This window comes from Synechococcus sp. SYN20, from assembly GCF_014279555.1.
GTDB lineage: Bacteria > Cyanobacteriota > Cyanobacteriia > PCC-6307 > Cyanobiaceae > Synechococcus_C.
Genome location: NZ_CP047959.1, coordinates 1,450,656 through 1,463,519 on the forward strand (window position 1 = coordinate 1,450,656; position 12,864 = coordinate 1,463,519).

Genomic DNA, 12,864 nt, shown 5'->3' on the forward strand with positions numbered 1-12,864 from the left:
TCTGCGAATAACCATGAAACATATATCATTTATAAAAAGAGTTTTCATTTCTTTGGTGGTGTTTGTTCTTTTGTGTTCTGGAATTGGCTTTTCTCGTGCTCAAGGAATTGAAACAGTGTCTATATTGATGCCTGCTTCATTCGCTGATTCTACAAAAGAGTTGGCAAAACAATTTAATCATGAGAATCGTGGAAAAATTAATCTTAAAATTATTCGAGGTCCATTAGCAACAGATGCAATGTCTGATTTAGCCATTAGTAGTTTACTGCTCGGTAGAGCCCCATTTGATGGCTTACTTATGGATGTTACATGGTTACCTAAATATGCTGAGGCTGGGTGGTTGGAACCACTTGAGTCATATTTTAATGACATGGATGTGTCTTCATTAGCAGCTGGAGCACGCGAGGGGAATAACTTTAACAATCACTTATATCGTTGGCCTCTTGTCGCTGATATGGGCTTGCTCTACTGGAGGACTGATTTAATGGATGTACCCCCGAAGACTCCAGATGAACTAGTTTCAATAAGTAAGAATCTACAGAAGGAAAATAAAGTGGAATGGGGATACGTTTGGCAAGGGAGACAATATGAAGGTTTGAGTTGTGTTTTTCTAGAAATGATTGAGGGATTTGGTGGTTATTGGTTAAATGCAAAGAGTAACCTCATCGGCTTGGATCAAATACCAGGTGTTGAGGCGGCCTCTTGGTTAAAATCATTGATAACGGATGGTGTTAGCCCTGAGGCTGTTACAAATTTTGCAGAACAAGAGGCTTTGCAAAGTTTCAGAGCTGGTGACTCTGCATTTATGCGAAATTGGCCTTACGCTTGGGCTGAATTACAGAAAGAAGACAGTTTGGTCAAAGGGAATGTGGGAGTCACAACTATGGTTGCTAATCCTGGTTATGCAACAGCTACACTAGGAAGCTGGGGTCTTACAGTCATGAAGAATTCTCGTCATATTGACTCAACAATTAAGGCAATACGCTATCTAACAAGCGAAGATTCTCAGAATTTTCTCTTTCTCAAATACGGATATACACCAACAATGAATAGTGTCTTTGAAGACACTGATCTATACTTAAAGGCCCCAATCATACGTGAGCTTGGTCTTGCATTAAATGTAACTAAACCAAGGCCTGAGACTCCGCTATATGCCCAAATTAGCGATGTACTACAACGCCAATTAAGCAGTGTCATAACAACACAACAGAACCCTGAGACTGGAATGGTCCGTGCAACAAATAATACAGAACAGATTTTAATTTCGGCTGGGGTGAAACCATGATTGCGTTTTTATTAATACCATCATTTCTTTTACTTATTATTGTTTTTGTTGTGCCATTATTTCGCTATTTATGGTTAAGCTTTCATGCAGACTCTGTAATTACAGGTTTAGTCGCCATACCTAATTATGGAGCTAACTGGAGCAGATTAGTCCAGGATGAAAGGTATTGGCAGGCCTTAAGCCAGACATTTCGATTCTCTGGCGTTTCCGTTAGCTTAGAATTGATGTTGGCATTGATCATTGCACTTCTTCTCGATCAACGTTGGCGAGGACGTGATGTCGTTCGTGCCTTAAGTCTTATCCCTTGGGCTTTGCCAACCACAGTTATGGCACTTGGCTGGCGATGGATCTTTAATACTCCGTTCGGCCCAATAGACCATTTTACGAATTTGGTTGGCCTTGGATCACTCAATATTCTTGGTGAGCCAAGTTTGGCGTGGGTGGCTACGGTTTTGGCTGATGTCTGGAAAACAACTCCTTTCGCAGCATTAATACTCGTTGCAGGCCTTCAGACAATACCTTCAGATCTTTATGAAGCAATACACCTTGAGGGTGCTAACTCAATGACTTGTCTTAAGCGCATCACACTGCCTTTACTACGTCCATACATTCTGTTGGCACTATTGTTTAGATTGGCACAAGCTTTTGGTGTGTTTGATTTAATACAGATTTTAACAGGTGGAGGTCCAGCTGGTAGCACTGAGAGTATTGCTTTATATGCTTATTTAAATGCTCTGCGATTCTTGGATTTTGGCTACAGTTCTACTCTAATAATTTGTAGTTTTATTATAATCTGTTTCGTCTGCCTATTTGCTTATTACGTTGTCAAGGTTTTCTTTCCGCAGCATTTAGTTGTCAGGCCTGGAGCTGAATCATGAATAAGCGATTATTAATAGTATTGCTTTTGATTTGGTCTCTTGGACCATTGTTTTGGCAATTGTATACGTCTTTTAGTACTGATCAAGCTCTTGTACAACCATTTGCACCTGTTTCTCAACGTTGGACATTAATACATTATCGAAGTATATTAAATGCTAATCCATCTTTTTGGCTTTACTTGTTTAATAGTCTTGTGGTTGGTTTTGTTTCTACTGCTCTTTGTCTCATATTAGCGATACCTGCGTCTTATGCGTTAAACTTAATACCCAGAAAATTGGCTTGGGCTAGCCGTTTGTCGCTAGCAGGTGCAGCACTATTTCCTTATGTATTACTATTTTTAGCGCTCTTAGAGATTGCTCGTGATTTTAACTTAGGCAATAATTTATTAGCTTTAAGCATTCCTTATGCAGCACTTTCTCAGCCTCTTGCTATCCTTTTGTTGAGTAGTGCTTTTAATAATATTCCTAATGAGTTGGAAGATGCAGCAAAGCTTGAGGGCCTCGATCTTTGGCAGCGTCTTCGCTGGGTTTTGATTCCACTCATAGCACCGGCTACCGCAAGTACTGCAATATTAGTCTTTCTTTTTTGTTGGAATGAGTACCCCATTGCATTGACTTGGATCAGTGACTCTAATAAATTGACACTGCCTGTAGCTATGGCAAGAATTGCCGGCTCATCAGTGTTTGCTGTGCCTTTTGGTGCTTATGCTGCAGCAACAGTTCTTGGTTCAATCCCCTTGGTACTGCTTGTTTTGATCTTTCAAAAACCAATTATCTCTGGCCTTACTAGCGGAGCTGTAAAGGGATGACTCTTCATATCCGAAATCTAGGTCGTCGTTTGGGCCAACAATGGATTGTTAGGCATTTAAACCTTCAAATTAATGATGGAGAATGTGTTGCATTAGTGGGTCCCTCTGGCTGTGGTAAGAGTAGTACCCTAAGGTTGATTGCTGGGCTTGATAAGGTCTCAGAGGGTGAGATTATCCTCAATCAGGTGAACGTTACACATGCCAGGGCAGCTCTTAGAGCTATAGGAATGGTGTTTCAAAGTTATGCCTTACTTCCACATTTGAGTGTCTTTGCCAATTTGGAACTTGGTCTGCATGTTCGAGGAGTTCGTCCAACCGATCGGCAACAGCGGATTCAAGCCATGCTTCAACTTGTGCAGTTACAAGATCGTGCGGAAGTATTACCGGCTCAGTTGTCTGGGGGTCAAAGGCAACGGGTGGCCTTAGCAAGGGCTTTGCTGAGGGATCCAGATGTCTATTTGCTCGATGAACCCATGAGTAATTTAGATGCCCAACTACGTGAAGAGTTAAGGCCTGAGCTTCGTCGTCTTGTACTTGACCAGCACAAACCCGTGATCCACGTGACTCATGATCAGCATGAGGCTATGGCGATTGCTGACCGCATTGCCGTTTTGTATGCCGGACGTATTCAACAGGTTGCTACTCCAGAAGTGCTTTATCAATATCCTGAAACTTTGTTTATTGCCAAATTTATTGGACGTCCTCAGATCAACTGCTTTCGCCCAAAGAATGGTGTTATTTGTGCTTTAAGGCCAGAGTCACTATTCTTTTCTCACGAGGGGCTTCCCTGCAAATTAATATCACGTGAATGGTTAGGTAGCTCGCAGCTTCTTTATCTCGATTCTCCTGAAGGTACTCTTAGATTGTCTTGTTCGACTTCTGTTGATATTCCTGAAGTCATCCACGTGTCATGGAATGCTTTCGATGAGCATCGCTTTGATGCTTTATCTGGCCTGAGGGTTACCTAAACATTATATCGTTTGTTGATATGACTTTTAAGTAAAGTTTTTAGATATTTTTGTATGTTTTCGATAGAACTATTTGATTAATCTTGCTAGTGTTAACCTGAGTATGCGTTCATGTTCGTAGGCTTGTTCTTGAATATGTTGAAGGCGTTTCTCTGATGGTGGCTGGGACATACATTCTCTCCATTGTTCTAAAACTTTACCAAGGCTAGGGAGATGGCTTAAGTCAAGCCAAGGCACATTGGCTGTTTCTGCTGCTGCCTCAACTTTTGGGTCATAACTCAGTCCCGTTGTCGGACATTGACTTACGATTGATAATATGAGTGCATGCAATCGCATTGCAATAACGAGGCCAGCACTACTAAAAATTTCTTGTGCATGGTCAATATTTTTAGCGATAATAGTGTTTGATTTCGACGCAAGCCTTTTAGGAACCAATCCTTTTCTCTCTAAGGTCTCTAGTAAGTTAACATCTTGGTTGGTATGAAAAGCAAACCAAGTTACCGATCGTCCGCTGCTTTCGCTCAGTTGATCAACGGCTTGTAGCAATAGTGACCAACTGTTCGTTGTCAATAAGCGGGTCGGACGCCAGCACAGCACAATATTTCCACCTCCTTGATATTCATTCATCTGATGTGTCCAGACAGGATCAGGGGCTGCCGACATCAATGTTTTGATTCCGATCCGTTTGGCTAGTTGCATTGATGCAGTATCTCTCCAGGTAATGGACGTTGCACCGTTCAAAATGCAACTCACGAGAAAACGACTGCTCGCATGCCTTAACGGACCGAGTCCTTGCCCCCATAGCAAAACAGGTTTGCGTCTGCCTAGCGCCACCAGAATCACAATTATGTAATACACAAGGCTTCGAAAACTTGTGCTGTCTTGCAGCAGGCTTCCTCCTCCAAGCACCACCACTTCCACTTGTTTGATGCTTTTCAGAACACTTCTCAATGACCTCCTATTCACTACCTTTCCATTTGGAATGATCGCTCGAATAGCTGATGCATCATGGCCCGTAATCCATGGTTGCCAACCCTGGGGCAACTGTCCGCTTAAGACCTCAAGGAGAGCGTCATCTCCCAGGTTGTGTTCTCCGTAATAGCCACAGAGGAGAATGCGCCTCGGTGAGGAAGACGGAGGCATTCCAGACATTTTGGACCTTATGTGGGCCTTCATTATCTGCGCTTAGGGCGCCTACGTTGGTGAATCACTTGGTTGTGATGCATGCATGCTCTTTCGCTCGGTACATGGTGGATTCATGTGGCGTCTGTTTTCGAGTGGTTGTTAGCCATGGTGTTGATCGCGCAACGCGGATCACTCCGCTCTCAGACGAGCATGATCTGGCTCTCAGCAGCCATGATTCCTGCATTGATCAGTGCCATGGCTGCATGCACTTGGCACCTGTACGACAATGCTGAGAGCCTTCGTTGGCTCGTCACTCTGCAAGCCAGTACAACCTTGCTTGGGAACATCACGTTGGCTTGTGCCGCCTGGAACCTGCAACGCGACGCCACGGTGAAAGGATGATGGCCAACTTTGATCCAGCTCCTCTCTTTGCGCTGTCCTTAATTCCTTACCTGGTGTTCCTCTATCACCTTGGGAGAAGCCGGCAGCTTCCAAAATTAACTGTTCTCGGGTTTCAGCTCACGCTTCTGTTTGTTGCCGTCACCATCGCTGCTGCTGTGTTTGCGCTGGTTCGCTACGACTCTGAATTGGTGGCTGTGGATTGGCTTCACGGTGGGGCTGAAGCGTTTCTAACACTGAGCAATGCCTGCATTGTTGCTGGTCTGCTCCGATCCAAATCCCAGCAGCCAGTAAATAACTCTTACGAGGAGGAGATCTTGGGGCAATGAAATCGGAAGATGAGGTGTCGCTTGTTGCGCTGCATGTTTATTCCTCTTCTGGCTATTGCTCCTGCCACCGTTTCCTGGTCACCCAAGGTTGCCCTTGTGATGGTGGTCTGCAATGTCATCGCCATCGGGATTGGCAAAGCCACGATTAAGCATCAAAACGTTGGCCTCAAACTGCCCGGCGCCAATTTCTTTGGAGGTATGAGTCACGGCAGCATGCTTGCCACCACAAGCCTGGGTCACATGATTGGTATTGGCGCAATCCAAGGTCTCGCAGCTCGAGGCGTGCTTTAAGTTCCCTTCGCTGTTCTCGATTTGAGGCAGCACAGCTGCCTCAAATCAACCAACCTCAGCCAGCTGATGAGACTTCAGCTGGTGATTTTTCTTCGATTTTTAAGAAACCCGTGGTTGGAAGCACGAAATGATTTTTGATCCTCACTGCCATCTGATCCGGAGTTAAACCCAGGGCTTCAAAACTTTGTTGAGGAGTTGCATGGTCCACAAGCCTGTCAGGAATACCTATGCGCAGCATCGGAATCGCTAACCCCTTCTCCTGGAGCGATTCAAGAACAGCCGAACCGAAGCCACCTGGCAACGCTCCCTCTTCCATCGTGATGATCTTGCCGATCTTTTGGGCCATGGGATGAATGAGTGCTTCATCCAACGGCCGTAAGAAACGTGCATTAATCACTGTTGCCTCAACGCCAACTGCAGATAAACACTTTGCTGTGGCTACGGCCTTCGGCACCATGGCGCCGTAGGCAACGATCAATACATCGTTACCTTCACGCACGACTTCACCACAGCCAATGGGAAGAGCTTCCCAGCCTTCCTCCATTAGGGGAACACCTTCACCTGGGCCACGAGGGATTCTTAGAGCTGTAGGGCCATCGTGATGGAGACAGGTCACCAGCATCCTCTGAAGCTCAGCTTCATCTTTGGGAGCCATCACGGTGAAATTAGGAATCGCACGCATGTAGCTGATGTCGTATTGACCTTGGTGGGTTGGACCATCAGCTCCGACAATTCCGGCTCGATCCAAAACAAAGGTTACGGGCAGTTTTTGGATGCCAACATCGTGGATCAGTTGATCAAAAGCTCTCTGTAAAAACGTGCTGTAGATGGCCACCACTGGCCTGAGTCCATCGCAAGCCATGCCAGCGGAGAGGGTGACTGCATGCTGCTCAGCAATGCCAACATCGATGTATTGGTCGGGAAGTGCTTTTTGCAGGATGTCCAGGCCAGTTCCAGTCGCCATGGCAGCTGTGATGCCAACAACCTTTGGATTCTGTTCGCAGAGTTTGACCAGGGTTTGTCCAAATACCTTGCTGTAGCTCGGTGGTTTTGGGGTTTTGCTGGGTCTTGCTTTACCAGTACTGAGATTGAAAGCTGACTGTGCGTGATAACCAACTTGATCGGCTTCTGCGTAGGGATACCCCTTTCCTTTTTTTGTAACAACATGAACCATGACCGGCCCGCCAACGCGATGTGCGGCCTGGAATGATCGTGTCATTTCAGCAATGTCATGACCATCAATTGGACCCATATAGGTGAATCCAAGCTCTTCAAAAACGGCACCGACTTTGGGAACAGCGAGGCGGCGCATGCTCTCTTTGAGACGATTCAGCTCTGGTGGAATTTCTCCCCCCATAAAGGGGAGATGGCGCACGCTTTCTTCAACGCTTCCAGACAAAAATTGAAGGGGCGGGCTTAATCGCATCCGGTTGAGGTAGGTCGACAGCGCTCCAACCGGTGGAGAGATCGACATGTCGTTGTCGTTTAAAACAACGAGTAGTGGGGTGGATGGCAGATGACCGGCATGGTTGATCGCTTCCAAGGCCATGCCACCGGTTAAGGCACCATCACCAATGACGGCAACACATTTGTAATCAAGACCTTGCCGATCACGGGCCATGGCCATTCCGAGGGCTGCTGAGATGGATGTGCTGGCGTGCCCTGCTCCAAAATGGTCAAAACGACTTTCTGTTCGTTTTAAATAACCGGCCACTCCTCCCTGCTGACGCAGAGAGTCGAAGCTTCCATAGCGTCCGGTAATTAATTTGTGTGGATAGGCCTGATGCCCTACATCCCAAACCACTTTGTCCTGGTCCAGATCAAGGGTTTGGTAGAGGGCCAGGGTTAATTCAACAACGCCTAATCCAGGGCCAAGATGTCCGCCGCTGTTTGACACCACTTCTAAATGGCGTTCACGAATTTGCTTGGCCACCTCTTCAAGCTGCGCCGCGGACAGTCCGTGCAGCTGATTGGGATGGGTTAATTCGCTCAGATGCATACCCATCCCAAGACCGATTCAGTCAATCTACGAGCCTCCCCGACCCTTCGCGATGGTGAGTGGTTGTCAGACTGCAGTGATGGATCATTATTTGCCGAGGATCCTGCGCGCCCGCGTCTATGACGTGGCCAGGGAAACCCCTTTAGAACTTGCCAACAACCTGAGCCGAAGGTTGGGCAACAGCGTTTGGTTGAAACGGGAAGACCTTCAACCCGTCTTCTCCTTCAAGTTGCGTGGTGCATACAACCGAATGGCTCAACTTTCTGAAGCTGAGCTGAAACTCGGGGTGATCGCCTCAAGTGCTGGAAATCATGCACAAGGAGTGGCACTTAGTGCATCTCACCTCGGTTGTAGAGCCGTGATCGTGATGCCGGTCACCACCCCTGGCGTGAAAGTTGATGCTGTCCGCCAGTTGGGAGCAGAGGTGGTCCTGCATGGTGAGACTTACGACGAGGCCTATGCGGAGGCCAGGTCACGCAGCGAAGCGGAACAACTTTGCTTTATCCATCCGTTTGACGATCCGGAGGTGATTGCTGGACAGGGAACGGTGGGCATGGAGATCCTCCGACAGTGCCATCAGCCACCCGATGCGATTTATGTGGCTGTGGGTGGTGGTGGTTTGATCGGCGGAATCGCCGTGTACGTGAAAAGTCTCTGGCCTGACGTTCAAATCATTGGTGTTGAACCCCACGACGCTGCCGCCATGACGCTGTCGTTAGAGGCCGGTGAACGCATTCGATTGCCACAGGTGGGTCTATTTGCAGATGGAGTCGCTGTCCGTGAGGTGGGTGAGCACACCTTTGCTTTGGCCCAGAAGTACGTTGATGACATCGTCACGGTGAGCACCGATGAAATTTGTGCAGCCATCAAAGATGTTTTTGAAGACACCCGTTCGATTCTCGAACCGGCAGGTGCCCTCGCTATTGCGGGACTCAAGGCTGATGTAAGCCGGCGGTCGCTTCAGAATCAAAACCTTGTTGCTGTTGCCTGTGGAGCGAACATCAATTTCGCGCGCCTGCGCTTCGTTGCTGAGCGTGCCGAATTAGGTGAGGAACGTGAAGCGATGCTTGCTGTAGAAATCCCCGAGCGTCCGGGAAGTCTTCGCTGCCTATGTGAATTGCTGGCAGACCGGAGTCTTACTGAATTTTCCTATCGAATGGGGGCTGGTGATCAGGCCCACATTTTCATGGGCGTTCAGGTGAGCGGGCCCGATGACAGAGTGTCTTTGATCGACCATCTCAAAGCGCACGGTTATGCCTGCCTAGATCTCAGTGACGATGAACTCTCGAAGGTGCATCTCCGGCACATGGTTGGAGGTCGACTCCCCGCGAGTTCATCGGCCAGCAATGTTCAGGAGCTGCTTTATCGCTTTGAGTTTCCAGAGCGCCCAGGGGCCTTAATGCGCTTCGTGACGGCCTTGCATCGCGACTGGAGCATCAGCATTTTCCACTACAGAAATCATGGAGCTGATGTTGGTCGGATTGTGGTCGGTGTTCTTGTTAGCACCGATGATCTCAAGGCCTGGCAATCCTTTCTACGTGACCTTGGTTACAGCAGTTGGGAAGAAACAAGTAATCCGGCATACCAACTCTTTCTTGGTGGATGAGGCGGTGTGAATGGCTAAAACCTGCACCAGCGTTACTTTGAAACCGGTTCGTATGGGGAGGTAATGGCACAAGGATTGGAGCGAAGCAACATGCAGGAGTTCAATCTCTCTCTTCCAGCTCGCTTGGAGGCCATCCTCTACCTGAAGGGAAAAGCCCTCTCCCTTTCGGAGTTGGCTGAGCTAGCTGACGCCAGTGAAAAAGAAGCAGAACAGGGCTTACTCGCGTTGGTCGCTGGTTATGCCCAACGGGATACGGCTTTAGAAATTCATGAAAACAGCGGACGTTACAGCCTTCAGCTTCGGGCTGGTCTTGGAGAACTGGTTCGTAATCTTCTACCGGTCAATCTGTCCACCGCAACGCTGAGAACGCTTGCAACGATTGCCTTGAAACGACGAATTCTTCAGTCGGAGCTCGTTGAATTAAGGGGGTCAGGCGCCTACGACCACATCAAAGAGCTGCTCAGTCAGAACTTCATTGAACGCAAACGCCAAAGCGAGGGGCGCTCGTATTGGCTCAGCCTTTCTGAAAAGTTTCATCGCACATTTTCTGTGCTTCCTGATAGAGGGATCTCAGAACCAGACCAGGCTGCATAAAGTTCTCCTATTACTCACGCTTAAGAAGCACCAATGGATTTGAGTTTTGTTTCCACCTTTCTTCAGATCATTGCCCAGACGCTACAGATTTATTCGTTTGTCTTAATCGTTCGAGTGCTTCTTACCTGGTTCCCGAATGTGGATATGGGGAACCCAGTGCTTAGCACCGTGAGTTCGATTACCGACCCCTACCTCAATGCCTTTCGGGGCCTGATCCCTCCACTAGGAGGGCTGGATCTTTCTGCCATTCTCGCCTTCGTTGCCCTGAGCTTGATGCAGCAGCTCCTGGTGTCCGCCAGCTACGCGTTTGCCGGTGGCTTTGGCAACTACGGCTAAGGGCGTTTTGAGTATGGACAATTTGAGTCAAGGGCCTCAGCGATGATCGCCGCTCCCTTTCAGCTGCCCACGCGCTGAACGATTACGCAATTTGCTGAGGTTTTGGTTGGCCACATCCTCCAGCTCATACCCAAGTTCGCTGGCTAGTTGAGCGACGTACCAGAGCACATCACCCAGCTCCAGGGCGATCTCAGCTTTTACCTCATCGTCAAAGTGTCCTGCTCGATCGCGTAGCACCTTTTTCACTTTGTCTGCGACCTCCCCCGCCTCACCAGTCAGTCCGAGGGTTGGATAGATGGGATTGCTGCCAGCATCTGGGTACAGAGCGGTGAGCCGTGCAGCGGCCTGATAGGCATTCAGGTCCATACGAAACATGTTGAAGAGAGTCATCATCCAACAAGTTGTCGAGTCCAAAAGGGCAAGACGGTAGATTCCGCAAGCTTCAAGACCTGTGGATGGCCCAGATCGATCTAACCCGTAGAACCAAGATCGTGGCCACCATTGGGCCCGCAACGGAAAGCCCTGAAAGGATCCGTGAACTGATTCAAGCCGGAGCGACCACGTTTCGACTGAACTTCTCCCATGGAGATCACAGCGAGCACGCTGAAAGGATCGCCACGATTCGACAGGTGGCCCACGAATTGGGAGCCCACATCGGCATCCTTCAGGATCTTCAGGGTCCAAAGATCCGCTTAGGTCGGTTCGAAGAAGGTCCGATCACGCTCGCGAAAGGTGATCAATTCGCACTCACGGCTAAGCAGGTGCGTTGCAATCAGACGGTTGCAACGGTCACCTACGACAAGCTGGCCGAAGAAGTGTCTGCTGGAAGTCGCATCCTTCTTGATGACGGTCGCGTTGAAATGAAGGTTGAGCGCGTCGATGCTGTCGACCAGACCCTTCACTGCTCGGTCACGGTTCCTGGCGTGTTGTCCAACAACAAAGGGGTGAATTTCCCTGATGTGCAGCTCTCTGTAAGAGCTCTCACCACAAAAGATCGTCAGGATCTCGCCTTTGGTCTTCAGCAGGGTGTGGACTGGGTCGCGCTGAGCTTCGTGCGCAACCCCTCTGACATGCAGGAGATCAGAGAACTGATTCGTAAGCACGGTTACACCACTCCTGTGGTCGCAAAAATCGAAAAGTTCGAAGCGATTGATCAAATTGACGCGATCTTGCCGCTTTGTGATGGCGTGATGGTTGCCCGTGGAGATCTAGGGGTTGAAATGCCCGCAGAAGAGGTTCCTCTTCTTCAAAAAGATCTGATCCACAAAGCCAACAGCCTCGGGATTCCGATCATTACGGCCACTCAGATGCTCGATTCCATGGCTTCGAGCCCTAGACCTACGCGTGCCGAGGTGAGTGACGTTGCCAACGCCATCCTTGATGGCACTGATGCCGTGATGCTGTCCAATGAAACTGCCGTAGGTGACTTTCCTGTTGAGGCCGTTGAGACGATGGCGACGATCGCCAGACGGATCGAACGCGATTATCCCCAACGGCCCATTGATACCCATCTGCCGAGCACGATTCCGAATGCGATCAGTGGGGCAGTGAGCAGCATTGCTCGCCAGCTCAATGCCGCGGCGATTTTGCCCTTAACCAAAAGTGGTGCCACCGCTCATAACGTCAGTAAATTCCGGCCCTCTACTCCCATCCTTGCGATCACCAGCGAGGTCAATGTGGCGCGCAAACTTCAATTGGTTTGGGGTGTGTCACCACTGTTGATTGAAACCCAGAAGAGCACCACCGCGACCTTCACCTTGGCGATGGCTTACGCCCAAGAGCTTGGTGTGGTGAAAGACGGTGATCTTTGCGTGCAAACAGCGGGAACACTGGCTGGAATTAGTGGCTCTACAGATTTGATCAAAGTGGGGATTGTGAGTGCTGTTCTTGGTCGAGGTACGGGCTTTGGAAGTGGCTCTGTTAGCGGAAAAGTACGCATAGCGATGTCTGCAAGTGATTGCGCCCGACTCGAACCAGGAGACATCCTTGTGGCTCGTGAAACGACAGCTGACTACCTCGACGGCATTCGTGAAGCTGCAGCTGTCATCACAGAACAACCTGGAGAGGATTCTCACGCTGCGGTCATCGCCAAACGTCTGGGCGTTCCAGTGATCACAGGGGTGGTCAATGCCACGCAAGACCTTAGAGAAGGCGAAGTTGTCACCTTGCACGTGAAAGATGGTTTGGTTCATCGGGGTACCGGCAGCAACGTGGCGATGAAATTAGACACCATGCTCTGAGTTAG

The 12,864-nt window shown here is 48.8% G+C and carries 14 protein-coding genes; 11 read left to right on the forward strand and 3 right to left on the reverse strand.

The genetic code is table 11. The annotated features are described in order from the left end of the window. Positions 1-13 precede the first annotated feature (13 nt). Genes SynSYN20_RS07550 through SynSYN20_RS07565 form a run of 4 tightly spaced genes read left to right on the forward strand, consistent with a single transcriptional unit; the run spans position 14 to position 3,940 of the window. Positions 14-1,285, forward strand: a complete 1,272-nt coding sequence (locus SynSYN20_RS07550; RefSeq protein ID WP_255476196.1) for an ABC transporter substrate-binding protein — start codon at positions 14-16, stop codon at positions 1,283-1,285. Continuing rightward, a complete protein-coding gene (locus SynSYN20_RS07555; RefSeq protein ID WP_186522705.1) occupies positions 1,282-2,163 on the forward strand; it encodes a carbohydrate ABC transporter permease in 882 nt (293 codons plus the stop codon). Before SynSYN20_RS07550 ends, SynSYN20_RS07555 begins: the two co-directional genes overlap by 4 nt. Beyond that, positions 2,160-2,972: a carbohydrate ABC transporter permease gene (locus tag SynSYN20_RS07560; RefSeq protein ID WP_186522706.1), complete on the forward strand. Its 813-nt coding sequence runs from the start codon at positions 2,160-2,162 to the stop codon at positions 2,970-2,972. Before SynSYN20_RS07555 ends, SynSYN20_RS07560 begins: the two co-directional genes overlap by 4 nt. Next, on the forward strand, positions 2,969-3,940 hold the full coding sequence (locus SynSYN20_RS07565; RefSeq protein ID WP_186522707.1) for an ABC transporter ATP-binding protein: 972 nt from the start codon (positions 2,969-2,971) through the stop codon (positions 3,938-3,940). The genes SynSYN20_RS07560 and SynSYN20_RS07565 overlap by 4 nt, the downstream gene beginning before the upstream one ends. 69 nt (positions 3,941-4,009) lie before the next feature. Here SynSYN20_RS07565 and csaB read toward each other — a convergent pair whose 3' ends face one another. After that, the gene (csaB, locus tag SynSYN20_RS07570) at positions 4,010-5,116 is read right to left on the reverse strand and encodes a polysaccharide pyruvyl transferase CsaB (RefSeq protein ID WP_255476197.1); all 1,107 of its coding nucleotides are present in this window, start codon (positions 5,114-5,116) and stop codon (positions 4,010-4,012) included. Positions 5,117-5,164: 48 nt separating this feature from the next. Between csaB and SynSYN20_RS07575 the strand changes: the two genes are divergently transcribed. The 3 genes from SynSYN20_RS07575 to psaK are packed head-to-tail and all read left to right on the forward strand — an operon-like array spanning position 5,165 to position 6,084. Further along, positions 5,165-5,467, forward strand: a complete 303-nt coding sequence (locus SynSYN20_RS07575; RefSeq protein ID WP_186522709.1) for a DUF2499 domain-containing protein — start codon at positions 5,165-5,167, stop codon at positions 5,465-5,467. After that, a complete protein-coding gene (locus SynSYN20_RS07580; protein ID WP_186522710.1) occupies positions 5,464-5,793 on the forward strand; it encodes a DUF3593 domain-containing protein in 330 nt (109 codons plus the stop codon). The genes SynSYN20_RS07575 and SynSYN20_RS07580 overlap by 4 nt, the downstream gene beginning before the upstream one ends. Positions 5,794-5,826: 33 nt before the next feature. Continuing rightward, a complete protein-coding gene (psaK, locus tag SynSYN20_RS07585; RefSeq protein WP_186522711.1) occupies positions 5,827-6,084 on the forward strand; it encodes a photosystem I reaction center subunit PsaK in 258 nt (85 codons plus the stop codon). A gap of 55 nt (positions 6,085-6,139) precedes the next feature. Here the strand turns inward: psaK and dxs are convergent, their stop codons facing one another. Continuing rightward, positions 6,140-8,083, reverse strand: a complete 1,944-nt coding sequence (dxs, locus tag SynSYN20_RS07590) for a 1-deoxy-D-xylulose-5-phosphate synthase (protein ID WP_186522713.1) — start codon at positions 8,081-8,083, stop codon at positions 6,140-6,142. 79 nt (positions 8,084-8,162) lie between these two features. Between dxs and ilvA the strand changes: the two genes are divergently transcribed. The 3 genes from ilvA (at position 8,163) to SynSYN20_RS07605 (ending at position 10,619) form a co-directional block, all read left to right on the forward strand. Continuing rightward, the gene (gene ilvA, locus SynSYN20_RS07595; protein ID WP_186522715.1) at positions 8,163-9,689 is read left to right on the forward strand and encodes a threonine ammonia-lyase, biosynthetic; all 1,527 of its coding nucleotides are present in this window, start codon (positions 8,163-8,165) and stop codon (positions 9,687-9,689) included. 63 nt (positions 9,690-9,752) lie between these two features. Beyond that, entirely contained in the window at positions 9,753-10,283 is a 531-nt protein-coding gene (gene scpB / locus SynSYN20_RS07600) for an SMC-Scp complex subunit ScpB (protein ID WP_255476198.1), read from the forward strand. Between the two features lie 33 nt (positions 10,284-10,316). Beyond that, positions 10,317-10,619: a YggT family protein gene (locus SynSYN20_RS07605; protein ID WP_006852627.1), complete on the forward strand. Its 303-nt coding sequence runs from the start codon at positions 10,317-10,319 to the stop codon at positions 10,617-10,619. Positions 10,620-10,655: 36 nt separating this feature from the next. Here the strand turns inward: SynSYN20_RS07605 and SynSYN20_RS07610 are convergent, their stop codons facing one another. Beyond that, entirely contained in the window at positions 10,656-10,985 is a 330-nt protein-coding gene (locus SynSYN20_RS07610; RefSeq protein ID WP_186525519.1) for a nucleoside triphosphate pyrophosphohydrolase family protein, read from the reverse strand. An 89-nt stretch (positions 10,986-11,074) separates the two neighbouring features. Between SynSYN20_RS07610 and pyk the strand changes: the two genes are divergently transcribed. Continuing rightward, the gene (pyk, locus tag SynSYN20_RS07615) at positions 11,075-12,859 is read left to right on the forward strand and encodes a pyruvate kinase (RefSeq protein ID WP_186522719.1); all 1,785 of its coding nucleotides are present in this window, start codon (positions 11,075-11,077) and stop codon (positions 12,857-12,859) included. The last annotated feature ends 5 nt before the right edge of the window (positions 12,860-12,864 follow it).

Coding starts and splice junctions, on each gene's coding strand:
- SynSYN20_RS07550 (WP_255476196.1), top strand. CDS start 14: ATGAAACATATATCATTTATAAAAAGAGTTTTCATTTCTTTGGTGGTG.
- SynSYN20_RS07555 (WP_186522705.1), top strand. CDS start 1,282: ATGATTGCGTTTTTATTAATACCATCATTTCTTTTACTTATTATTGTT.
- SynSYN20_RS07560 (WP_186522706.1), top strand. CDS start 2,160: ATGAATAAGCGATTATTAATAGTATTGCTTTTGATTTGGTCTCTTGGA.
- SynSYN20_RS07565 (WP_186522707.1), top strand. CDS start 2,969: ATGACTCTTCATATCCGAAATCTAGGTCGTCGTTTGGGCCAACAATGG.
- csaB (WP_255476197.1), bottom strand. CDS start 5,116: ATGAAGGCCCACATAAGGTCCAAAATGTCTGGAATGCCTCCGTCTTCC.
- SynSYN20_RS07575 (WP_186522709.1), top strand. CDS start 5,165: ATGCATGCTCTTTCGCTCGGTACATGGTGGATTCATGTGGCGTCTGTT.
- SynSYN20_RS07580 (WP_186522710.1), top strand. CDS start 5,464: ATGATGGCCAACTTTGATCCAGCTCCTCTCTTTGCGCTGTCCTTAATT.
- psaK (WP_186522711.1), top strand. CDS start 5,827: ATGTTTATTCCTCTTCTGGCTATTGCTCCTGCCACCGTTTCCTGGTCA.
- dxs (WP_186522713.1), bottom strand. CDS start 8,083: ATGCATCTGAGCGAATTAACCCATCCCAATCAGCTGCACGGACTGTCC.
- ilvA (WP_186522715.1), top strand. CDS start 8,163: ATGGATCATTATTTGCCGAGGATCCTGCGCGCCCGCGTCTATGACGTG.
- scpB (WP_255476198.1), top strand. CDS start 9,753: ATGGCACAAGGATTGGAGCGAAGCAACATGCAGGAGTTCAATCTCTCT.
- SynSYN20_RS07605 (WP_006852627.1), top strand. CDS start 10,317: ATGGATTTGAGTTTTGTTTCCACCTTTCTTCAGATCATTGCCCAGACG.
- SynSYN20_RS07610 (WP_186525519.1), bottom strand. CDS start 10,985: ATGGACCTGAATGCCTATCAGGCCGCTGCACGGCTCACCGCTCTGTAC.
- pyk (WP_186522719.1), top strand. CDS start 11,075: ATGGCCCAGATCGATCTAACCCGTAGAACCAAGATCGTGGCCACCATT.